Below are 22,870 nucleotides of genomic sequence, written 5' to 3' on the forward strand. Positions count from 1 at the left end.
TGGCCGCCCCGTTGACCAAGGCGACGAAAATTACAGTGCGGTGGAACACGCTCTTGATGGCGTTAACCCGCATTTCAATAAGTTAGCTAGTGCACGCTCACACGCAGCGCCGCTGCGGTGGCGAATGGTGCCAGCGTTATACTGCCCGCCAGCATCGCGCCCAGAATCGCCAGGTAACCGTCTATCGGCATGCCCATAGACGCAGCATCAATGGCGGCGGTGGAAAATATCAGCACCGGTATATACAGTGGCAACACCAACAGGCTCAGTAATACACCGCCCTTGCGCAGCCCGACGGTCAGCGCCACACCAATAGCGCCGATCAGACTCAGCGTCGGCGTCCCCAACAGCAGTGTAAACGCCACCGCCAGCCAGGTATTCATATCCAACGACAGTAACAACGCCACCAGCGGCGACAGAATTAACAGGGGTAAGCCTGTTACTACCCAGTGAGCACACACTTTGCCTAACACCGTCATTGGCAGCGGCGTCGGCAGCAACAGCAGTTGCTCCAGTGAGCCATCCAGAAAGTCATCACGGAACAAACGCTCCAGCGACAACAATGCCGCCAGCAGCGCGGCGACCCAGATAATCCCCGGCGAAATACGCGCCAGTAACTGCGGCTCTGGCCCGATCCCCAGTGGAAACAAGGTGATAACGATCAGGAAGAACCACAGCGGATTAACGATTTCCGACCCTTTGCGAAAGGCAATCTTCAGCTCACGGCGCAATATAGTCAAAAACATCAAACACTCTCCGCGCGGTTTTCCGTCAGGCTGATTTTTCCTACCGCCTGCGTTACGCCGGCCAAATCCTGATGCGTGGTCAACAATACCATGCCGCCCTGCTGCGCATGTTGCTCAAAAAGGCTAATTAATTCAGCCACGCCCTGCTTGTCGATGGCCGTCAGCGGCTCGTCCAGGATCCACAGCGGGCAATCACTGAGCCACAAGCGCGCCAGTGCAACCCGGCGCTGCTGCCCGGCGGAAAGCTGCGCCACCGGCAAATCCTCGTAGCCCACCAGCCCGACCTGCTCCAGCGCCTGCCAAATGGCCTGACGATCGGGCGTGGTACGTACCGCCTGGTAAAACTGCAGGTTCTCAAAAGGTGTTAACTGGGCTTTAATTCCCGGCTGATGGCCGAGAAACAGCAGATCCTGGTAATAACGTTCGCGATGGCGCAACGTATTTTTCCCGTGCCAGCAAACTTCCCCCCCCTCCGGCCGCGCCAAACCGGCCAAAATACGCAACAGGCTGGTTTTGCCCGCGCCGTTCGGCCCTTCCACCTGAATAATATCGCCCGGTTTCACCGTAAAGCTTAACCCGCTAAACAGGGTGCGCTCATCGCGGACGCAACTCAGATTTTTAGCTTCCAGCATCGGGAGAACTCATATTTTTCTTTGGGATAGCGATCATAGCATAAGCCATGCTGCGGCACGTAGCCCGCCGCGGGTCACTCAACTACTCCAATAGGGGTAATATTGCGCCCCAGATCAATAATGCGAAGAAAAAACCGACGGCGTTAAACTCTTGTTACTTTTTTCTGCAATTTGCGACATGGCTTTCGCCGTGCCGACACGCCAACTATGCTTAATCCGTGACCCAGACAGCAGTTAAAGGAGAGAGCAGATAATGAGCGACCCACAACAGCGCCCTGATACAGATAGCGACGATCATCTGCAGGTGGAGAGCAAGGAGCATGAACAGGGCAAGAGCGAAATAGAGGTAAAGGAACAAAACCTGCCCTCACGCGCGGCAGCGGTGCATGAGCAGATCCGCATGGAGGGTGAGAAAGAGCTGGAACGCGATTGGCTGGCTTTACTGTGGTCAGCGGTGGCCGCCGGGTTGTCGATGGGGGCTTCACTGATGGCAAAGGGCATTTTTCATGCCCGTTTACCGGACGACCCCAGCCGCTTCTTTATCGAGAATATTGGCTATACCTTTGGCTTTATCATTGTGATTATGGCCCGTCAGCAGCTGTTTACCGAAAATACCGTGACCGCCGTGCTGCCGATTATGCATAAACCGACGCCGAGAAATTTCATCATCCTGTTCCGCCTGTGGGGCGTGGTGCTGCTCGGCAACCTGATTGGCACCGGGCTGGTGTCACTGGCATTTATTCACATGCCGATTTTTGATGAAAACACCCGCAGTGCCTTCGTTAGCCTGTCGGAAGAGGTGATGCAAAACTCACCGTCAGAAATGTTCGCCAACGGTATTATTGCCGGCTGGATCATCGCCACCATGGTGTGGATGTTCCCTTCCGCCGGCGCCGCCAAGATTTGGGTGATCGTCCTGATGACCTATCTGGTGGCGATCTGCGATCTGACCCATATCGTGGTCGGATCGGTCGAGATCCTTTATCTGGTGTTTAGCGGTGTGATCCCCTGGCAAGATTTTATCTATCCGTTCGCCATTCCGACGCTGGCCGGCAACATTATCGGCGGCACCTTTATCTTTGCGTTAATCAGCCATGCACAGATCCGCAATGATATGAGTGATAAAAACAAAGCGGCGCGGCTGGAGGCAGAAAAACAGACTGCCAAGGCGAGAAAACCGTGATCGCGGTCAGCGCAGCACACGAAATTCCGCGCATATTGGCGAGGGAATGAGCAAACGCACCGCTAAGCGCTTATTCTGCGGGTAAAAAAAGGTATACTGCCCCGGCAGCCTCAGGTTGCCAGCCCGCAGCGTCCCCGTAGTTAAACGGATATAACAAGCCCCTCCTAAGGGCTAGTTACTGGTTCGATTCCAGTCGGGGACACCATTAAGCCTGCCTATTCAGCACTTTCGCCTCCCCAGCTCCCTTGCCTCACCAGGCCTTAAAACTTACCGTGTTATCAGCATGATGCATCACCCTGCCTCACAATCTGGCGCAAGGTCGACTATTAAAGGTATAATCTCACACACGATTTAATTGATTTTAGAAACGAACATGACAAAACTCACATTACAAGAGCAGATGCTTAAAGCCGGATTGGTCAACAGTAAGAAACTGGCGAAAGTGCAGAAAACCGCTAAAAAATCGCGAGTTCAGGCTCGTGAGGCCAGAGAGGCGGTGGAAGTCAATAAAAAGGCACAAGTTGAACGTGATAAACAGCTTAGTGAGCAACAAAAGCAAGCGGCCTTGTCTAAAGAGTATAAAGCTCAGGTTAAACAGTTAATTGAAATGAACCGGATCATTATTTCAAAAGGCAATGTTAGCTATAACTTCACAGACAATAATTTAATTAAAAATATCAGTGTGGATAAAGCGACGCAATCCCAGTTAATCAGTGGTCGTCTCGCCATTGCGCGCCTGGTTGCTGATAATGGCCTTGATAACGATTACGCGATTATCCCCGCAATCGTGGCAAATAAAATTGCGCAGCGTGATGCCAGCAGCATTGTAGTCAGTAATGTACTGAATCAGGAGGATCAAGACGATGAAGATCCGTATGCCGATTTTGTCGTGCCTGATGATCTAATGTGGTAAGAAATGCTTGGGGCAACGGACAATAACCCTTGCCCTCACCTCTCAGTTCCGCCCGCCCTGGTCGGTAATAATGCCAAGCTATATTCCCTGAAAATATTAAACCCAGCGCAAAAAAATTATTCAAATATCGCCACCCCTCATAAATAAGTGAATTCTCATTTTATATCCATAAATTAAAATGCTAACATTGGTAACATGACGCGAATGGAGTAATAGCATGTTCCCCAACAAAAAATATTCACAACGAGCCAATCCGCTGACCAGTTATCAATTTTCACGCTTGCATACTTTTGAATGTGTCGCTCGTCACCTCTCCTTTTCATTGGCGGCGGAAGAACTGTCAATTACCCCCAGCGCCGTAAGTCACAGAATAAATTTGCTTGAGAAAGAGTTGGGCTTTCTTTTATTTCAGCGTTTTCACCGCAGAATTACGCTAACGCCGGAAGGCGAGCGGATGCAATGGTCGTTAAGCAGCTCCTTCGATGCCCTGACTCAGGAAATTCTTGATATCAGGAACCGTGAATTGACGGGTACCCTGACCATTTACTCCCACCCCTCCATCGTACAGTGTTTGCTGATACCGAGGATCGGTGACTTTATTGCCCAGTACCCCACCGTTCATTTAAACATTCTCACCGGGCAGGAAAACATTAACCTGGCCAACAGAGGGGTTGATCTGGCTCTATATTTTGGCCGGCTGCCGTCGGGCCAGCAGCTGGATGAAGCCTTTATGTCAGAGTCCATGGTCCCGGTCTGTACTGCGCAGTACGCCAAAACGCATAACCTCTACAATGCGCCTGAAAATCTGGCGCACAGCACCCTGTTGCATGACAGATATAATTCCGGCGAAGACGAGTGGCAAACCTGGTCACAACATTTTGATTTGGGCCTGGATACCGACAGCAAAAGCATGGAGTTCGATCGTTCTGACCTGGCGGTGCTGGCGGCGACTCAACACCTTGGCGTTGCCATGGGACGGCTTAATCTGGTGCAAGACTGGATCAAAAGCGGCGAACTGATTATCCCATTTCCCCACATGATCCTGCCCTGCGAACACTGTTATTTTGTGTCGACCGTATCCGAACGTCAGTGGCCGAAGATCATCGCGTTCAAACAGTGGATGATGAAGATAGAGCCTCTGGCCTGATTGCCAGAGGTTTAAAATGATTACCACTTCTTTGGGGTATAAGAAAATTCAAGTGCGCAGCTGTACAACCGCCCGGCCTTTGAATAATAAATATGCTTGCGGCCGTTATCCCACACTACTGTAGCGTTATTAGAGAATTTTATTATCTCAACCGGTGTCTGGTTAGATAACCGACCGCGCTTAGTGCTTTTCACCACGAAAAAGTCACCATTATCACTGAGTGTAATCAAAGGATAACCCCAGGCATACTTTGATATTTGCACAGTAATGGTGAATTGACTTTCACAAGTAATTTGATAGGTATTAACATCTACATCCATAGCTTATATTTTAGGTACAATTCCTCTATTGAGATAAAATAAATAAGAACAGCTCACGACAATCAATCCTAAAACGATCAGCACAGAACCCAATATAAACTCAATCTGCAGCGGCTCCCCCAATATCACCACGCCGGCTAAAATTCCAAAAATGGGCGTCATAAAGGTCAGGATACCCAACGAGGACGCCTGATAATGACGCAGTAAAGAAAACCAGATCAAATAGCTGATAAAAGAGACCACTACCGTTTGGAATATCAGGCTGCTCCAGGCCACAGCACTCAAAGTGAAATGAACGTTCTCCGTGGTTAGCGCCAACAGAGATAGCAGAATGCAGGCACCCGAGAGCTGGAACAACAGGGTCTGTTTTGACGAGCAGTTTGCCAGCCCGGTGGTGCGAATGACGATGGTCGAACCGCCCCAGGACATTCCCGCCAGCAGGCCATAAATATCACCACGCAGTTGGCTTTCTGCGCCCGAGCTACCACTCATGCCGGAGATGGCCAGCACCACACCGCCGAAGGCGATGGCAATACCGACCCACTGTATCAACGACAGCCGTTCATGCCGAATAACAAAATGCAGCCCGATGGCGGAGAATAAAGGTGCGGTATACAAAAATACCGCCATGTGCGACGCGCTGGTATAGCGCAAACCTTCGGAGACGAAAAAGAACTCCAACGCGAACAGCCCCCCAACGCACAGGCCTGCTAGCAGCGTGGGGCGATCGAAAACGAACTTTTCGCTTCGGTAGCGCGCCAGGAGGTAAACCGCCAGGGCGGCAATGCCCGATCGAATGGCGATTTGCAGTACGGCAGAAATGTCCGGCTCGGCGGCCTTGATCGCCACCTGCTGCAGCCCCCATATGGCGCATATCATCATCATGGCGGCGGCAGCCCTGCTGTCTATGTTGTTTCTGGCACTCATCACACCACCTCAAGCCGCTTAAATAAAAATACACTCTTCCCTCACCGCTAATAAAAAGGTGATGGATAAATCTGAGGGAAATATAAAAGGTTAGTCTTTATAAACCACTATTTCCTGGTACATCTTAATGACTTCGCTATCACTGTCGACTTCACCGGTATATTCCGTCTGTTGCGCTACATGGGTCACCTTCCAGCCCCGTTTGGCCAGCTCAGGGATAGTGACGCGCCCAATATCACGACAGTTAAAGATCGTGTCATCACTCAGTCTAAGATTACCAATACTTGCATAATCATAAGCTTGTGACTGGCAAACGTGCGACTCGGCCGCCATCAACGGCAATGGCAACAGACCGATAATCAACATTAAATACTTTTTCATAACCCTCTCCATGATCCTTATTAGCCTTATCCATTTTTCAGATATCACCCTAGTCAATGACGTTATATCCGCTTATTTAAATATCGTTCTGCGCGATGAAATTACACGGCATCTGCCCTTCACTGACAAGTGAAAAATATAAACCTTCGTGTTAGATGAATTCATCCGAGCATCATCGTCATTGTTGTGCCATTAAGTTAAGTTTTTCCATCGCCTGGCTGCATCGCAGCACCGCACTGCTGCCAGTTACAAAAAAAACCAATAATTAGCAGGAAAAGTAACTTTTTGTGACGCACGTTGTGTTACATATGCATTTCGCTTTACCCACGCTAAAAGCAATGAAAACGCTCAGAAAACTTCCTGAGCAAATCACTGATGCCAGAAGGTTCAGTGAAGTTGGCAAGTACACACAGGGATATAAAATGACATACAAATTGCGCGCATTAACTCAGGCAATTGCTCTGGGATTGGTAGTTGGCAGTGCTTCTTTCGCTGCTCAGGCTGAAATCACCCTGCTGAAGCAGGATCCACAAGCGGGTGATCCGCTGAGCCGTCTTAACTTTACCGTCGGCGGCAGCATCCGCCCGCAGTTCAACAACATGACCGGCGATGGCGATAAAGGTTCTTACAAACGTAACGGTTTCGACGGCGGCACCCGCTTCCGCTTTGCCGCCGATTACTACCTGTTCGATGACATTAGCTGGATCAGCTACTACGAGTTGGGGGTGAATATCCCTGCGCTGTTCAACTGGGATAGCCACTATGCCGACGGTGCCAACAACACCAGCCGCCGCATGTTGTACACCGGTCTGAAAAGCAAAACCTGGGGACAATTGACCTTTGGTCAGCAGAACAGCGTGTATTACGACGTGGTCGGCGCCAAAACCGATATCTGGGATTACGACATGCTGGCCCAGGCTCCGGGCAACGGTATCAACGGGGATTACGACGGCTCCTACCGTTCACGCAAGATGCTGAAGTACAAAAACACCTTTGGTGATGCTGACGTTTATGCCTCATACCTGTTCAGCGATAACGAGTACCTGCCGGGTAACGGCCTGCGCTACAAGCGCGAAGGCGGGGGTTCACTGGGTGTGGATTACCACCTGACGCCGGACCTGACCTGGGGCACCGCGTGGAACTATACCCGCGCCGAAATGCGTGATCCCTCCAGCAACAGCACAAAAGATTACGACCAAAACATCCTGGGTACCGCGCTGAGCTGGAAACCGGATAACTGGACGTTGACCTTTGGCGGCGGCTGGTACAACAACTTCCTGACCACCAAAAAAGCCAACCTTGACGACTACTTCGCCGGTGACGCCTGGGGTATTGAGTATCTGGCCGGTTATACCGTGCCGGTAGGGCAATATGCGGTGAAATCCGTAATGCCGTACTTTATGGGCGACCGTTTGGAGTACGTCAGCGGCCGTGACTATCAACGCATTGATAACGGCCTGGGCGTTACCGTGCAGTTTGATTACGGTTTCCGGGTAGATGTGGAACACGTGCTGACTTCAAGCACTGACAACCTCGGCGATATGACGCTGGTGCGTCTGCGTTACGATTTCTAATTGCTAGCGACGTAAAAAAGGCCGCTTAAGCGGCCTCAGACTACGGACAAAGCCCGTTATTAGGGAGAGCGTGCCGAAGGGGTCGTAGCGGCTTGCCCGCCGACCAATTTGCCGGGAGCAAATTGGAACGACTCCGTCGGCCCGTAGGGTGGGACACACGGACGTGTCCCATAATGGCCCCTCGGTGCGCTAGGCCCGGGTATCTCGGATTCAAAAACAACTTTGTCATCAAAATCAGGCCGCTTCTGCGGCCTTTCCATTATTTGCCCAGCATCAGAATCCGCCACGCGCCGAGCGACCCACCGCTTCGCCCAGTTGCCACACAGCCATCGCATAATGGGTGCTGTGGTTGTAGCGGGTAATGGTGTAGAAGTTAGGTAAACCGTACCAATACTGGTAACTGGTCCCCATATCCAGGCGCAGCAGGCTGGCTTCCTGATTGCCGCCAAGCGACCCTTGCGGCGTCAGCCCGGCCTCAGACAAACTGGCAACCGAGTAGCGGGTTTTAAAGCCATTCTCCAACCCCGGAGCCTGACCGTTGGCCGGCACAGCAACGGGTTCACCCTTGCTCCAGCCGTGCGCTTTGAAGTAGTTGGCGACGCTGCCGATGGCATCCACCGGATCCCACAGGTTAACGTGGCCGTCACCGTTGAAATCAACCGCATAACTCTTGAACGAGGACGGCATAAACTGGCCGTAACCCATTGCTCCGGCGAAAGAACCGCGTAACTCCAGCGGATCATCCCCTTCAGTACGCGACATCAGCAGGAAGGTTTCCAGCTCGCCGGCAAAGTAATCGGCACGACGTGGGTAGTTGAAGGCCAGAGTAGACAGCGCATCGATAATGCGGGTTTTACCCATCACGCGGCCCCAACGGGTTTCAACGCCGATAATGCCGACAATAATCTCTGGCGGCACGCCGTAAACCTGGTAAGCACGTTGCAGCGCGTCCTGGTACTGATTCCAGAACTGCACGCCATTTTGCACGTTATCCGGCGTGATGAACTTATTGCGGTACCGCAGCCAGGAACCGTTCGGGCCGGACGGCGCCTGAGTGGTTGGCGTCGGTGCCTGGCGATCCATCAGCCGCAGTACAGAGTCCAGGCGTTTGGCCTGGGCCAGCACGTCATGCAGTTGCTGACGATCAAAACCGTGTTCCTGCACCATTTTATCGATAAAACGGGCGGTGTTCGGATTGTTGGCGAAATCACCGCCCAGCGGCTGGCCGGAATGCGCTGGCGTCAGCAAAAAACCGCCTTTGACGCTGTTGTCCTGAGGCGTGGCTGGGGTCGACTTCGGCCCGCTGCTACAGGCAGTGAGTAAGGTAAGCAGGGGGAGAAGAACAACTAAATGACGCATCGGATATCCATATAAGCCAGGCCAGTGATAAGTGTGGGTTATGTTAATCCATTGTCAGGTGCGAACAAACTGGATTATGTGGCCGATCATGGCGTCTTGACGCCAAAACCTTATAAAACGTGACGGGAAGCACAGAAACAAGGAATTACTTAGGGTAAGCAACCGCACAAACAGAACCTAAACATTGAATAAATGAGAACAATTATCATATTGACTCAAAAAAAAGCATCACTACACTCCCCCTCTTTGGCTGACTGCGCTGGCAGTCATCACTGAAACAACGGAATGTCACTGTGGAAACTCTAGGACAGATCGCTAAAAACATCTTTAAACGCCGTATTACCCGCAGGGAATATGTTTTCTCGGTGGCTGTGTTCGCCGCCGGTCTGACGTTGCTGTCATACCTGTCACCCTATCTGGATAAAAATCTTTTTCGCGCCTATGCGCACAGCGACATTGCCGAGTTCTTTTCGGTATTTGTCTATTTACTGTGCATTATGTTCTGGTCACTGAGTTGGATAAGTTTAACCGTCTGGCTCGTCGCCCGTACCGCCTTTCGTCTCAATGACGTCGGCACGCCTGGCTGGCCGCTGGCACTGGTGATGTATCTGCTTAGCGTGGTGAATAACTATTATCCCGGCCCGATACAGCGCTGGCTTGTGGTTATCAGTCTGATTGGCGTGGCCTGCGCACTGTTGTTACCTACCGGATGGCGCACGCGCAAAGCGGGTTAACCGTCAGTATCGCCACTGGCTATCTGTGGGGCAAGCGGTCACAATGCCGCATCATTCCCGGCCCAAACAGGAAATACCATGTCTTGCCACTATCCCGCCCACTACGCCTTTGATAACGACAGCGATGCCTGGCAGATTCACTTTCGTGATTTCCCTGAACAACAGGCCGCCTGCTATAAACGTGAAGACATAGAACTGGAAGCGCAGGAAAGTCTGCTGATTGCCATTGCGCTGGAAATGGAAGAAGGTCGCCCGGTGCCGCCCCCTTCCCGCCCCCTGCAGGATGAACTGGCAATCCACCTGCCGGTGCTGGTTAAACTCAAGCTCGAACTGCATAACATTATGCTGGCTGGAACCACCTCAAAAGCGGAACTGGCACGTAAACTGGGCTTTAACGCCGGGCAAATGGATCGCCTGCTGGACGTTGCCTATGCCTCCAAGGTCGAAGCTCTGGAACAGGCTCTTTACCTGTTGGGCTATGAGGTGCAAACCGCAGTAGCAGAAATTCGCCAACAATAAAAAATATTTTTGCCGGGGGCTAAATTTCCGCCACTTTTCGCCGATGTGTTCATTACCGAATCCTCAAGAGCAAAAGTGAAGGCTAAAAATGGAGTGGAGTCGCCGCAATATCTGGGCCGTTATTCTGCTGTCGTGCCTTGTCTTCTGGGCCATCCTGCTGACCGGTGCCAACGCCGTCGCCTGATCCCTTTTCATAACATCACAGCAAACACAATAATAAAGCCCGCTCAAGCGGGCTATTCCCCTTTTCCCTGATAAAAAAGCGAAATAAAAATCGTTTAAAAACAGTCTGCGCTGGTTAAAAAACCGTCAAAAAGTGTGATCAAAAACACAGTATTGTAATCTGGCTGGCATTGGGAGTACATTAACGCCGATCCTGTCGTGGTTCATGTTTTACCTCACGGACTTTGAAGCACGACAACCGGGTAATCTGTGGTCAAGGACGTTGTTCTTCCTATTGAAGGATCCGCCTCTCCACTGCCGACTACCCACAAAATACTCAGCACAACAATCGGGATCATTGGCTTGCGAGGGACTCCAGACGGGAGTTGTTCAGTGAAATATTTTGTATTTGGCGTTTCATTCATGTTGGTTACATGGATTGGCACCTTTATGCTGATGGTTGCATAACCACGGCATGACCGGGAATATAGATTGACTAGTCCGGCTATAGGTTGACACTTTTCAGCCTTATAACGCCCGATGAACTTCATCGGGCGTTTTGTATTGTAGCGACAGATGTGGCCGTCGTGTGTTGTAGATTTCCACTGACTGCCTGACCATCTTTCTTGCTTGCCCGATATCTTCCGGGCTGCCGAGCAGATACTCCATTTTTAATATCCCGTTTACCCGTTCCGCCAGGGCATTCTGGTAACAGTCATACCCATCCGTCATTGAACAGATGACACCATGCCGTTGATGTAATTCCTGATATTCCTTCGAACAGTACTGGATACCCCGGTCTGAGTGATGAACCAGCGCATGGGTTGTGCGCCTCCCGGCTAACGCCATTTTGAACGCGTTGGCCACATGCCGGGTATGCAGGCTGTCATGAACATGATAACCCACGATTTTTCTCGACCAGGCATCGGTTACCAAACTCAGATACGCCGTGCCTGTCCTCAGCGGAAGGTAGGTGATATCCGCTACCCACACCTGTTCCGGGCGATGGGCAATGACCTGATTTGCACCCGGCTTCAACAAGTTGGGATGACGGTAAAAACGATGGTGGCTGTGTGTCGTCTTGTGATAGGCCCGTTTGGGCATCACCAGCAATCGTGAACAGCGCAGTATCTGGAACAGACGGTCCCGGCCAACGTGCAACGCGGGCTCTGGCTGCTGTCGCAACAAGTAATGCAGTTTGCGTGTGCCCAACCGGGGCTGGTGCAACCGAATGGCGGTCACTTGCTCAACGATGTGCCGGGCCTGTCTTTCTTTCCCGCACTCACGTTGCAATGACTGATACCACGCCTGCCGACTGATGCCCATATACCGGCAGACGCGCGTTATTGTGAGTCTCGGCGTTTGTGTTTGCGTGATAAGACGGCCAACTGCTTTTTTGTCAGTGTTGCTCCGAACTCGGTATTCATCACTTTCACAACGGCTTCAAAAAACTGGGCTTTGACTTCTGATTCAGCCAGTTGCTGCTCCAGTTCTTTAATGCGTTGTTCGGGCGTAAGCGGCATTTTGGGCATGGTGACTCCGCACGTTCTTGTGGGGGAGGATGAACGCCAGTCGAGTTGACCGTGCTTGCGTAGCCAGTTCAACACCGTTGCGTTTCCCTGAATACCGTAACGGTCAGTGGCCTGACGGCAGGTCATTTCACCTTTTTCGACCTGTTCGACGACGGCTAATTTAAAGGATAGAGAGTAATCGCGTTGCGTGCGTTTAACATACTGGTTCATCACATTTTCCTCTGTGCGTGAGTAAAATGTGTCAACGCTATTTAGGACGGGTCAGATACATAGATAAAGGGGCGCACCAGCGCCCCTTTGTTGTTTCTGAATCTGGGCTATTTGCCCGGCATCATGCGGCGTAAGGTGTCATCCTTGCGCAGATAATGGTGGTAAAGCGCCGCCAGCGTATGTGCACCAATGATGAAATAACCGGTATTGGCCAGGGTCTCATGAGTACTTTTGATGAACCGACGCAGCAGGGGATCCGGCGTAACGAACTGCGGCACCTGCCAACCCAGTAGCACCCACTCCTTCCCGCCGTAAGCCAGCGTCAACACCCCCAGCACCGGTAAAGCCAGGAACAGCAGATACAGCAGCCAGTGGAAAATTTTGGCGCCCCATTCCTGCCATTCTTCAAGCGGCGGTGTGGTGGCCGGCGTGCCATATCGCCGACGTAACCCCAGCCGGATGAACATCAGCAAAAAGACCGCGAGGCCAAAGTTAAAATGCAGATTTTTTACCAGCGATACCAGGTTATCCGGCACCGAATCCTTTAACAGCATCGCCGCATAGGTGAGGATCACCATCAGTAGCGTCAGCCAGTGCAACACAATTTGTGATTTTGCATAACGGTTACCCATACACTCATCCTGATAAATAAAGAAAATCTTATTGGATCATAGTGGGTAAATGATGAAGAAAACCTTAGCGACGAGAAAAAAGGCCGGTGCGAATGCGCCGGCCTGAAGCAATTATTTGGTGGTGCTCGGTTTGATCAACCCATCCGCCCGGAACATGGCTTTGATACCGCGTACCGCCTGACGGATGCGATCCTGATTTTCTATCAGCGCGAAACGCACATGGGTGTCACCGTAGTCACCAAAGCCGATACCTGGCGATACGCAAACCTTGGCCTCTGCCAACAGGCGTTTGGCAAACTCCAGTGAACCGAGATGCGCATAAGGCTCGGGAATTTTGGCCCAGACGTACATCGCAGCCTTCGGGTTTTCCACCATCCAGCCCGCTTCATGCAGCCCTTTCACCAGCACATTGCGGCGCTGACGGTACTGTTCCGCGATATCCCGCACGCACTGCTGATCGCCTTCCAGCGCAGCTATGGCGGCCACCTGCAGTGGCGTAAAGGTACCGTAGTCGTGGTAACTCTTGATGCGCGCCAGCGCGTTGACCAACTCCGGGTTACCGACCATAAAGCCGATACGCCAGCCCGCCATATTGTAACTTTTAGACAGGGTGAAAAACTCCACCGCGATGTCCTTGGCGCCAGGCACCTGCATAATCGAGGGTGCTTTCCAGCCGTCATACACAATGTCGGCATAGGCCAGATCGTGAACCACCAGCACGTCGTATTGCTTGGCCAGCGCGACTACGCGTTCAAAAAAGTCCAGTTCCACACACTGGGCGGTCGGGTTCGACGGGAAGCCGAGGATCATCATTTTCGGACGAGGGATGGTTTCACGAATGGCGCGCTCCAGCTCACCAAAGAAATCCACGCCCTCCACCAAAGGCACCGAACGCACCTGGGCGCCGGCAATCACCGCACCGTAAATGTGGATCGGATAGCTCGGATTCGGCACCAGTACGGTATCGCCGTGGTCGAGCGTCGCCAGCATCAGGTGTGCCAGCCCTTCTTTTGAACCTATGGTGACAATGGCTTCGCTTTCGGGATCGATCTCCACCTGGTATCGGTCGGCGTACCAGCGTGAAATAGCACGACGTAAACGCGGAATACCCCGCGAAGTGGAATAACCGTGGGTGTCGTCACGCTGGGCAACGGTGCAGAGTTTTTCCACAATGTGCGGCGGCGTTGGCCCGTCGGGGTTACCCATGCTGAAATCGATAATATCCTCGCCACGACGGCGTGCAGCCATCTTCAGTTCGGCGGTGATGTTGAATACATAAGGGGGAAGACGTTCAATACGCGTGAAACGGCGTTGCGGACTATTATCAGCCATAGATACCTCGAAGAGACGTTAGCGCCCGGACCATCCGAGCGACGCTGGCCAACCTAAAGATTGACCGGATATTGAACATATCCCAGCTTCAGCAGGGTTGTCGATACCCGGCACAACTTTTTTATTTTCCGGCCTTAAACTCCCTGGCCAACAGCCCGAACTGCCAGTCATCACGCCACTGCCCCGCCAGCCGGTAGTTATCGCGCAGCGTACCTTCCAACAAGAAGCCACAAGACTCCAGCAACCGGCGCGAAGCGATATTGCCCTCGGTCACCGTGGCAGTCAGCTTATGGAAACCACAGGCGTTAAAACCAAAATCCAGCACTGCACGCAGTGATTCCTTGCCATAGCCCTTACCTTGCGCGGACGGCAGCAAGGCGTATCCCACTTCCGCCTGTTGGTAAGGCAGCCACATCGAGCGAAAACCGGTCATGCCAGCCACTTCTCCACTTTCTTTCTCTCGCAACACCAGGCACAACCATTGATCCAAATGCTTGTCCCAGGTTGGTAAACGGGCCTCGAAACGACTGAGGATACCTTCCTCGCAGTACGGGTCGGAGATGTAACGGATCACATCAGGATCCTGATACAGGCTTAAAAACAGCGGCCAGTCGTCGGCCGTCAGCGACTCCAGGGTCAAACGCTCAGTGACCAACTTCATTGCTTTTATCTCCTAAAAACGGGGAGCTCCGAAAAACGAAAATAAGGAAGTTACGAATGAAAGATATCCCTTTATTTTCCCCTATTAAATCCAGATAATCATTAACGTCAAAACAACAAAACCATAACGCCTTACCCGGTCACCTACAACCGTCCGTCGTTGCCCATCCGCAGCGCGAGGAGAACACCATGGCTTCCTTACAGATTGACGATATTCCAGGCACAATTAAAACCGTCAAACAGCAGCTCCGCCAGGCATTGCCTGATTACCGTGAGACCTTTTTGGCGCTGGAAGAAAACATCCGCCAGCAGGTTGAACAAATCCGCCGGGAACTGGCCGCCGGTCAAAGTCCGGTGCCGCAAGTCAATGCCGAAGATATCCTGCAACAACGCGTCAGCGAGCAGCAAAAAGCGCTGATCAAACAGCGCGGTGCCTGTGCCATTCGTGGCGTGTTCCCCCGCGACAAGGCCGCAGCCTGGAACCAGGAAATCGGCGACTATCTCGAGCGCAACAACTTCGTCGAACGCCTGAAAGGGGCCGCCGAAGACAATTACTTTGGCAAACTGGCCGCCAGCAAGCCGCAAATCTACGGTATTTACTGGTCCAAACCGCAGGTGGAAGCCCGTCAGGACGCCCGCATGCACGCGGTGCAAGTGTTCCTCAACAGCCTGTGGGAAACCGAGAGCAACGGCAAACAGCATTTTGACCCAACGCGCGTGGCCACCTACGCCGATCGCACCCGCCGCCGCCCACCGAACTCCTCGTCACTCGGCCTGTCGCCACACGTAGACAGCGGCACCATTGAGCGCTGGCTGGATGAGAACTTCCGCTACGTTTATCGCCACGTGTTCTCTGGCAACTGGCAGGATTATGATCCCTTTGCCGCCGACGGGCGCACCGAAGTCCGTGAAATCGCATCACCGGCGGTGTGCTCAATGTTCCGTACCTTCCAGGGATGGACGGCACTGACGCCACAGCGCACCCACGCCGGCACGCTGAATCTGGTCCCGATTGCCAACGCCATGGCCTACGTGCTGTTGCGTGCGTTACAGGATGACGTCGCCGACGACGATTTGTGCGATGCCGCCCCGGGCCGTGCGCTGTCGATCTCCGAAAAATGGCATCCCCTTTTAATCAGTGGGATTTCCCCTATTCCCGATTTAGAACCGGGCGACACGGTTTTCTGGCATTGCGACGTGATCCACGCGGTGGAAAACGAGCATAACGGCGAGTTCGACAGCAACGTAATGTATATCGCTGCTGCGCCGGGCTGCGAGAAAAACGATACCTATCTGCAGCGCCAACTGCCCAGCTTTATTGCCGGTAAAACCCCGCCGGATTTCGCCCCCGACGATTTCGAAGTGGATTTCATCGGCCGCGCCACGCTTGAACTGCTGACACCGCTCGGCAAGGAACAACTGGGCATCAAATAGCGCCGTTCCCCGTGGCGCGCCGCCCGGCCGCCACGGGGCCAATTCGCTGTGATATACTCCCCGCATCTTTCCGCCGCAGCGAGAGCCCGTCGTGCACCCTTTTTTTGAAATGCTGTTAGCGGTATTTGATCGCGCCGCGTTGATGTTGATCTGCCTGTTTTTCCTCACCCGCACCCGGTTGTTCCGCCAGTTGCTGCAAAAAGAAGACCATACGCCGCTGGAACTGGGCATGGTCACCGCCATCTTCTCGCTGTTTGCGCTGTTCAGCACCTATTCCGGCGTTAATGTTGAAGGCTCGCTGGTCAACGTGCGGGTGATCGCCATCATGGCCGGCGGTATCCTGTTCGGCCCCTGGGTGGGGATCATTACCGGTATCATCGCCGGGGTGCACCGTTATCTGATCGATATCGATGGCATTACCTCGGTTCCCTGCCTGATCACCAGCATCATTGCCGGTATCAGCGCCGGCTATATCAACCTGAAGGTGAAAAAAGAGCAGCGCTGGCGCGCCGGGATCATCGGCGGCATGCTGTGCGAATGCCTGACCATGCTGTTGATTGTGCTGTGGGCCAAGCCGACCGAACTGGGGCTGGATATCGTCTCCAAAATCGCGCTGCCGATGATCCTCGGTACGGTGTGCATCGGTCTGATTGTGCTGCTGGTGCAGAGCGTGGAAGATGAAAAAGAAGTGATCGCCGCCCGGCAGGCCAAACTGGCGCTGGATATTGCCCGCAAAACGCTGCCGTATTTCCGCAATATCAACAGTGAATCGCTGGCCACCATCTGTGACATTATTCGCCAGGACATTCAGGCCGATGCGGTGGCTATCACCGATACCCATCAGGTACAGGCCTATGTCGGCGTGGGTGAAGAGGCTTACCCGATCGGCCGTGAAGGGCTGAGCCGGGTGACCCGTGAAAGCATCCGGCACGGCAAGATCATCATCAAAAATAATCTGGAAAACCCGGCCACGCCGCAGATCCACTCGCAATTGGTGATCCCGCTGTGGGAAAAAGGCGAAGTGACCGGCGCGCTGAAAATTTACTACTGTCATGCACACCAGATCACCAATACGCTGAAGGTGATGGCAGTGGGCCTGTCGCAGATTATCTCCACCCAAATGGAGGTGTCGCGCATTGAACATCTGCGGCAGATGGCAGACAAAGCGGAAATGCGCGCTCTGCAAAGCAAGATCAACCCGCACTTCCTGTTCAACGCGCTGAATGCCATTTCGTCCTCGATCCGCATCAATCCGGACACCGCGCGCCAACTGATTATCAACCTGTCCCGCTACCTGCGTTATAACCTGGAGCTGAACGACGAGTTGATCGACATTCGCAAGGAATTGCACCAAATTCAGGATTATATCGCCATCGAGCAGGCGCGCTTCGGTGCCAAGCTGACGGTGATTTATGACATCGATGACGATATCTCGGTGCGCATCCCCAGCCTGCTGATCCAGCCGCTGGTGGAGAACGCCATCGTGCACGGCATTCAACCCTGCAAAGGCAAGGGGGTGGTGGTGATTGCGGTGAAAGATCAGGGGGACCGGGTCAGGATTTCGATCAAAGATACCGGCCACGGCATTGACCCGCAGGTCATCGAACGGGTAGCGCGCAACGAGATGCCTGGGCACAACATCGGCCTGCTGAATGTGCATCACCGGGTGTCCCTGCTGTACGGTGAAGGGTTGCGCATTCGTCGCCTGGAGCCGGGCACCGAAATTGCCTTTTATATCAGCAAAAATGGCGGCAAACTGCCGGTAGAGAACAACGCACTGCCGGCCGGGGAACCCTCATGAAAGCCATCATCGTTGAAGACGAGTTCCTCGCGCAGGAAGAACTCAGCTATCTGATCAAAAAACACAGCAATATCGTTATCGAAGCCACCTTCGAAGACGGGCTGGACGTGCTGAAATACCTGCAGAACCATCAGGTCGATGCCATTTTCCTCGACATCAATATCCCGTCGCTGGATGGGGTATTACTGGCGCAGAACATCAGCAAATTCGCCCATCGCCCTTCTATTGTGTTCATCACCGCCTATAAAGAGCATGCGGTGGAAGCCTTCGAAATCGAGGCCTTTGACTACATCCTCAAGCCTTATCACGAAGCGCGTATCGTCACCATGCTGCAAAAGCTGGAGGCGCTGCATAACCGCCCCGCCAGCCTGCCGGAACAGGCCAGCGCACCGAACCGCAGCAGCCATAGCATTAACCTGATCAAAGACGAGCGGATTATCGTTACCGACATCAACGACATTTACTATGCTGCCGCCGATGAGAAAGTGACACGGGTGTATACCCGACGCGAAGAGTTTGTGATGCCGATGAACCTCAGCGAATTTTACGGTCGTCTGCCTGAAGAACATTTCTTCCGCTGCCACCGTTCTTACTGCGTCAATCTGTCAAAAATTCGCGAGATCGTCCCCTGGTTCAACAACACCTATATTCTGCGGCTGAGCGATCTGGATTTTGAAGTGCCGGTCAGCCGCAGCAAGGTAAAAGAGTTTCGCAAACTGATGCGTTTATAATCGCCAGCCGTTACCAGCGTGGCCCCGGGCGATAGTAATAGCCCGGCGGCGGTGGTGGTGGCATACGGTAATGCGGGCGGTCGCGCCATTCGCGTCGTGGCGGGCCGTAATAAATCACCCGTGGTGGCGGACCATAGTAATAACCGCGTGGGCGTTCATAGCCACGGTGTTCAGACCACCAACGCGGATCGCGCCAGCGACCGCCGTCCCAATAGTGACCACGATTATCGCGATCGCCAATGTGCAATGAAAGGCCCGGTACATTGACGCCAATCGATACGACTGCGTGGCTCACCAACGGTAGCGACAGCAGTGCGGCTAGTAACAACAGTATTTTCTTCATCTCAACGACTCCTGCAGAGCGGAACCCGTCCGTTCGCAGATAACATAGATCTGCGCCAGCCGCCGCTCTATAGGAACAATGCCCATTTACGCCTTTCACACAGATCCTTCACAATTCAACCACAATCACCGCCGGGTGATCGGCGATAAATCGCTAACATTCTTGATATAGATCACGTGGCACCCGCCGCATTTCACGCCCTTTTAAGCGCAAAAAACGGCAACTCATGCGCCTTCTGATGCATTTCATTCCTTCCCTTGTGCAACTCATTCCCGATCCGCCGTCCAGTGGTATTACCAGCCTTATAATAAGCCCATACCGCGGGGCCTTAGACGCTATCCGCAAATTTCCGCCAACGGCTAACGCCCGGCAATGCACACACAGGAAGGAGTCCGGCCATGAACACCAAACCGGCAAATCGCAGCTTAATCGTTCTGGGGACCATCATCTGCCAGATGGGTCTCGGTACTATCTATACCTGGAGCCTGTTCAACCAGCCGTTGGTCGATAAGTTCCACTGGGGCCTAGGCGACGTCGCCACCACCTTCTCCATCACCAGCTTCTTCCTGGCTTTCGCCACGCTGTTTGCCGGCAAACTGCAGGAACGTTTCGGTATCCGCAACCTGACGCTGTGCTCCGGTATCCTGGTGGGTCTGGGCCTGATGGCCAGCGCCTACGTCAGCTCACTGAATATGGTCTATCTGCTGGCCGGCGTAGTGGTCGGTTTCGCGGTCGGTATCGCTTACATCTCTACCCTGTCTAACCTGATCAAGTGGTTCCCGGCCAACAAAGGGCTGATCTCCGGTATCTCAGTCGGGGCTTTCGGTACCGGTAGCCTGCTGTTCAAATACGTTAACGCCGCACTGATTGCCGACGTCGGCGTGTCCTCCGCCTTCTTCTACTGGGGTGCCATTGTAATGGCGCTGATCGTGTTCGGCTCCCTGCTGTTGAAAGAACCGGTACTGGTGAACAACTCTGCACAACAAGGCACCCACGGCCTGGGCAATGACTACAGCGTGCGCCAGATGCTGGCCACCAAAGAAGCCTACCTGCTGTTCATCATTTTCTTCGCGGCCTGTATGAGTGGCTTGTACCTGATTGGTATCGTCAAAGACATGGGCGTGCAACTGGCCGGAATGGATTTAGCTACTGCCGCCAACACCGTTTCTGCCGTCGCCATCTTCAACACTGCGGGCCGTATCATTCTGGGTACGCTGTCCGATAAAGTGGGCCGCATGCGCGTCATCAGCTTCACCATGCTGGTTACCGTACTGGCGATTGTGGCACTGAGCTTCCTTACCCTGAACCACACGCTGTTCTTCATCTGCGTCGGCGCCGTCGCCTTCTGCTTCGGTGGCAACATCACCGTGTTCCCAGCGATTGTCGGTGACTTCTTCGGCCTGAAAAACCACAGCAAAAACTACGGCATCATCTATCAGGGCTTCGGTCTGGGCGCACTGGCCGGTTCGTTTGTCGCCAAATACTTCGGCGGCTTCCATGCCACCTTCATCGTGATTGGCGTGTTGTCAGTGGCTTCTCTGATAATCACCCTGTTCATCAAGGCACCGAAGGCGGTAGCGCAGGAAGAAGAACACTTCCCGCAGACGGAGCTGGCAAAAGCCTAACTCCTCAAACGATAAAAGGGGCGCAACTTAACGGTTGCGCCCCTTTTTTTATAGTAGAGATATTGATAGCGAAATAATAGTAATTGGCCCAACAAAAAATAATTAGCAAAGAAATTAATAATTATTGTTCTGGGTTTGTAAAACATTGTTATGATGAGCGGAATTCAATGTCGAGGATAGGGAAGTGAAAAGTTTATTACTGTTTTCTTCTGCAATATTATTGCTGACTGGTTGCTCAGCCAAATACAACACAAATAACATCCAAAAAAACACAGAGCTTTTAATTAAAGATACCCCCGTAGTCATAGCGAAACCTGCTGATGGCGCATATGAAACGCATAATTACGCAGGTTCGGGTAATGCTACAGCAACGGCTGTTAAAGCCGCATTCTTGCAACACTCAGATAACGTGAGTGTTTTCACAGATTGCGAGGACACTGCTTGCCTGAAGAGTAATCACCCAATTAGTCGTGGGTATTACGTAATCCCACAGATATTACACTGGGAAGACAGAGCTACTGAATGGTCCGGCATACCTGACAAAATAGAAGTAAAAATCACCATATACAATGCAGAATCAAATACTAGAGTTGCTTCAACAATTATTAGCGGGAAAAGCAAATGGGCAACATTTGGAGGTGACCATCCACAAGACTTATTGCCTGAACCCGTTAACGCGTATATCTCCAGTCTGTATTAAGTGAACTTACCGCCAAGATTCGTCCCCCCCCCCACAATAATCTTGGTACAAATAATCCCGGCAAATCAGCATACCGCTGTTTTGCCGGGATTATGCATTACAGATGCATGCCCAGCGTTTGACGCAGATGAGCGCCGGCACCCAGCAGGCCAGGTTGCCCGTGAGTGATCATAAATACCGGAATGTCGTGCACGTAATCTTTGAAACGCCCTTTATCCTCGAACGCCGCACGGAAGCCAGAGGCTTTAAAGAACTCCATAAAGCGCGGCACTATGCCCCCGGCAATATAAACGCCGCCAAAGGTGCCCAGGCTCAGCGCCAAATTGCCGCCGAAACGCCCTAGAATGACGCAGAACAGCGACAAGGCGCGGCGACAATCAATGCAGCTGTCGGCCAGTGCGCGCTCGGTAATGTCCTTTGGCTCCAGCTTTTCCGGCAGGCGCTTATCCGACTTAACGATAGCGCGGTAGAGATTGACCAGCCCCGGCCCGGACAGCACACGCTCGGCAGACACATGGCCCACTTCGGCGCGTAACACCTCCAGAATGATATCTTCTTCTTCACTGTTCGGTGCGAAGTCCACATGGCCGCCCTCGCCCGGCAGGCTCACCCAGCGACGGTTAACGTGCACCAGATGCGCCACCCCCAGACCGGTACCGGCGCCATACACTGCAATCGGCTTGTCTTTCTGCGCGCTGCCACCGCCGAACTGCAACACGTCGTCTTGCGACAGCATCGGGATCGCCATCGACACGGCGGTAAAGTCGTTGATCACTTCCAGGTGGCTCAGCCCCAGGCTGGCCTTCATCTCTTTGATCGAGAACGCCCAGGTATGGTTGGTCATCGCTACCCAGTCTTCAGTGACCGGGCAGGCAATGGCAATACAGGCGTCCTGCACCTGAATATCCTGCTCGGATAAATATTGGCGGATCACCGCCTCCAGGCTGTCAAACTCCAGGCCGGAATAGGTTTTCGCCTGGGTAATTTCACCCGTCGCCACAGTGCACAACGCCAGGCGGGCATTGGTGCCGCCTACATCACCTACGAGGGCATAAGTCATCAGTATCTTCTCCGCGGAATGAATAATTGAAAGCTGCCCACACTGTAAAATCCCGCTGCAAAAACAACAATCACCATCCTTCACGCGGCCATCCATTAGCGATCCAGATCACAAAAAACATTTCAGCCCATCCCTTTCAGGGCGATTTGAAACAAATTGCGGCAAAAAACGCGCTACCACGGCTGTTAACCATCAACACAGAAAGGCACTATT

23 protein-coding genes and 1 tRNA gene are annotated in these 22,870 nt (G+C 52.9%); 13 read left to right on the plus strand and 11 right to left on the minus strand.

The features are described from left to right. Positions 1-86: 86 nt before the first annotated feature. Together ccmB and ccmA are read right to left on the minus strand one after the other, a co-directional pair. Positions 87-746, minus strand: coding sequence for a heme exporter protein CcmB (ccmB, locus tag NHG65_RS18570; RefSeq protein WP_099063697.1), 660 nt, complete (start codon positions 744-746; stop codon positions 87-89). After that, positions 746-1,378, minus strand: coding sequence for a cytochrome c biogenesis heme-transporting ATPase CcmA (gene ccmA / locus NHG65_RS18575; protein WP_261416794.1), 633 nt, complete (start codon positions 1,376-1,378; stop codon positions 746-748). Before ccmA ends, ccmB begins: the two co-directional genes overlap by 1 nt. Positions 1,379-1,631: 253 nt before the next feature. On the opposite strand from ccmA, the gene NHG65_RS18580 reads away from it, so the two are divergent. The 4 genes from NHG65_RS18580 to dsdC all read left to right on the plus strand — a co-directional run bounded on the left by NHG65_RS18580 (position 1,632) and on the right by dsdC (position 4,621). Next, a complete protein-coding gene (locus tag NHG65_RS18580) occupies positions 1,632-2,561 on the plus strand; it encodes a formate/nitrite transporter family protein (RefSeq protein WP_207978891.1) in 930 nt (309 codons plus the stop codon). A gap of 130 nt (positions 2,562-2,691) precedes the next feature. Continuing rightward, positions 2,692-2,766: transfer RNA gene (locus NHG65_RS18585), tRNA-Arg, on the plus strand. Positions 2,767-2,934: 168 nt separating this feature from the next. After that, positions 2,935-3,474 (plus strand): DUF2058 domain-containing protein, encoded by a 540-nt coding sequence (locus tag NHG65_RS18590; RefSeq protein ID WP_207978892.1) that lies wholly within the window; start codon positions 2,935-2,937, stop codon positions 3,472-3,474. Positions 3,475-3,691: 217 nt separating this feature from the next. Beyond that, positions 3,692-4,621, plus strand: a complete 930-nt coding sequence (dsdC, locus tag NHG65_RS18595; protein ID WP_207978893.1) for a DNA-binding transcriptional regulator DsdC — start codon at positions 3,692-3,694, stop codon at positions 4,619-4,621. Between the two features lie 323 nt (positions 4,622-4,944). Here the strand turns inward: dsdC and NHG65_RS18600 are convergent, their stop codons facing one another. Both NHG65_RS18600 and NHG65_RS18605 read right to left on the minus strand, forming a co-directional pair. Continuing rightward, on the minus strand, positions 4,945-5,868 hold the full coding sequence (locus NHG65_RS18600) for a DMT family transporter (RefSeq protein WP_099063691.1): 924 nt from the start codon (positions 5,866-5,868) through the stop codon (positions 4,945-4,947). 90 nt (positions 5,869-5,958) lie between these two features. Further along, complete coding sequence (locus NHG65_RS18605) at positions 5,959-6,249, minus strand: hypothetical protein (protein ID WP_207978894.1); 291 nt, start codon at positions 6,247-6,249, stop codon at positions 5,959-5,961. 422 nt (positions 6,250-6,671) lie between these two features. On the opposite strand from NHG65_RS18605, the gene NHG65_RS18610 reads away from it, so the two are divergent. After that, on the plus strand, positions 6,672-7,823 hold the full coding sequence (locus tag NHG65_RS18610; RefSeq protein ID WP_207978895.1) for a porin: 1,152 nt from the start codon (positions 6,672-6,674) through the stop codon (positions 7,821-7,823). A 273-nt stretch (positions 7,824-8,096) separates the two neighbouring features. On the opposite strand, the gene mltB is transcribed toward NHG65_RS18610, so the two are convergent. Beyond that, on the minus strand, positions 8,097-9,182 hold the full coding sequence (gene mltB / locus NHG65_RS18615; RefSeq protein ID WP_413477972.1) for a lytic murein transglycosylase B: 1,086 nt from the start codon (positions 9,180-9,182) through the stop codon (positions 8,097-8,099). Positions 9,183-9,475: 293 nt separating this feature from the next. Here mltB and NHG65_RS18620 point away from each other — a divergent pair, with 293 nt between their 5' ends. The 3 genes from NHG65_RS18620 to ypdK all read left to right on the plus strand — a co-directional run bounded on the left by NHG65_RS18620 (position 9,476) and on the right by ypdK (position 11,065). Beyond that, positions 9,476-9,916 carry a DUF805 domain-containing protein gene (locus tag NHG65_RS18620; protein WP_099063687.1) on the plus strand — a complete coding sequence of 147 codons (441 nt, stop codon included), beginning with the start codon at positions 9,476-9,478 and terminating at the stop codon, positions 9,914-9,916. A 78-nt stretch (positions 9,917-9,994) separates the two neighbouring features. Further along, positions 9,995-10,435 carry a type II toxin-antitoxin system HicB family antitoxin gene (locus NHG65_RS18625; RefSeq protein WP_207978899.1) on the plus strand — a complete coding sequence of 147 codons (441 nt, stop codon included), beginning with the start codon at positions 9,995-9,997 and terminating at the stop codon, positions 10,433-10,435. Positions 10,436-10,990: 555 nt separating this feature from the next. After that, complete coding sequence (gene ypdK / locus NHG65_RS18630) at positions 10,991-11,065, plus strand: membrane protein YpdK (RefSeq protein WP_112349011.1); 75 nt, start codon at positions 10,991-10,993, stop codon at positions 11,063-11,065. Between the two features lie 60 nt (positions 11,066-11,125). Here the strand turns inward: ypdK and NHG65_RS18635 are convergent. From NHG65_RS18635 to NHG65_RS18650, 4 genes are all read right to left on the minus strand, one after another. After that, a protein-coding gene (locus tag NHG65_RS18635; protein ID WP_499182531.1) for an IS3 family transposase occupies positions 11,126-12,339 on the minus strand; the annotation gives its coding sequence in 2 pieces (ribosomal slippage) (positions 11,126-11,997 and positions 11,997-12,339; 1,215 coding nt in all). 107 nt (positions 12,340-12,446) lie between these two features. Next, positions 12,447-12,971, minus strand: a complete 525-nt coding sequence (locus tag NHG65_RS18640) for a cytochrome b (protein ID WP_499182532.1) — start codon at positions 12,969-12,971, stop codon at positions 12,447-12,449. 111 nt (positions 12,972-13,082) lie between these two features. Next, positions 13,083-14,303 (minus strand): alanine transaminase, encoded by a 1,221-nt coding sequence (gene alaC / locus NHG65_RS18645; RefSeq protein WP_112348774.1) that lies wholly within the window; start codon positions 14,301-14,303, stop codon positions 13,083-13,085. A 121-nt stretch (positions 14,304-14,424) separates the two neighbouring features. After that, on the minus strand, positions 14,425-14,964 hold the full coding sequence (locus NHG65_RS18650) for a GNAT family N-acetyltransferase (RefSeq protein ID WP_099063682.1): 540 nt from the start codon (positions 14,962-14,964) through the stop codon (positions 14,425-14,427). A gap of 188 nt (positions 14,965-15,152) precedes the next feature. On the opposite strand from NHG65_RS18650, the gene NHG65_RS18655 reads away from it, so the two are divergent. The 3 genes from NHG65_RS18655 to NHG65_RS18665 all read left to right on the plus strand — a co-directional run bounded on the left by NHG65_RS18655 (position 15,153) and on the right by NHG65_RS18665 (position 18,929). Beyond that, positions 15,153-16,397, plus strand: a complete 1,245-nt coding sequence (locus NHG65_RS18655; RefSeq protein WP_499182533.1) for a DUF1479 domain-containing protein — start codon at positions 15,153-15,155, stop codon at positions 16,395-16,397. A gap of 109 nt (positions 16,398-16,506) precedes the next feature. Next, the gene (locus tag NHG65_RS18660) at positions 16,507-18,198 is read left to right on the plus strand and encodes a LytS/YhcK type 5TM receptor domain-containing protein (protein WP_499183494.1); all 1,692 of its coding nucleotides are present in this window, start codon (positions 16,507-16,509) and stop codon (positions 18,196-18,198) included. After that, a complete protein-coding gene (locus tag NHG65_RS18665) occupies positions 18,195-18,929 on the plus strand; it encodes a LytR/AlgR family response regulator transcription factor (protein WP_099063680.1) in 735 nt (244 codons plus the stop codon). The genes NHG65_RS18660 and NHG65_RS18665 overlap by 4 nt, the downstream gene beginning before the upstream one ends. Before the next feature lie 10 nt (positions 18,930-18,939). Here NHG65_RS18665 and NHG65_RS18670 read toward each other — a convergent pair whose 3' ends face one another. Further along, positions 18,940-19,272 carry a DUF2502 domain-containing protein gene (locus NHG65_RS18670; RefSeq protein ID WP_499182534.1) on the minus strand — a complete coding sequence of 111 codons (333 nt, stop codon included), beginning with the start codon at positions 19,270-19,272 and terminating at the stop codon, positions 18,940-18,942. Positions 19,273-19,670: 398 nt separating this feature from the next. Between NHG65_RS18670 and NHG65_RS18675 the strand changes: the two genes are divergently transcribed. Next, on the plus strand, positions 19,671-20,897 hold the full coding sequence (locus NHG65_RS18675; protein WP_262260015.1) for an L-lactate MFS transporter: 1,227 nt from the start codon (positions 19,671-19,673) through the stop codon (positions 20,895-20,897). 184 nt (positions 20,898-21,081) lie between these two features. Beyond that, positions 21,082-21,597, plus strand: a complete 516-nt coding sequence (locus NHG65_RS18680; protein ID WP_413502840.1) for a DUF4823 domain-containing protein — start codon at positions 21,082-21,084, stop codon at positions 21,595-21,597. A 97-nt stretch (positions 21,598-21,694) separates the two neighbouring features. On the opposite strand, the gene glk is transcribed toward NHG65_RS18680, so the two are convergent. Beyond that, a complete protein-coding gene (gene glk, locus NHG65_RS18685; protein WP_099063704.1) occupies positions 21,695-22,660 on the minus strand; it encodes a glucokinase in 966 nt (321 codons plus the stop codon). Positions 22,661-22,870 lie beyond the last annotated feature (210 nt).

The organism is Serratia myotis, assembly GCF_027474885.1.
Lineage (GTDB): Bacteria > Pseudomonadota > Gammaproteobacteria > Enterobacterales > Enterobacteriaceae > Serratia > Serratia proteamaculans.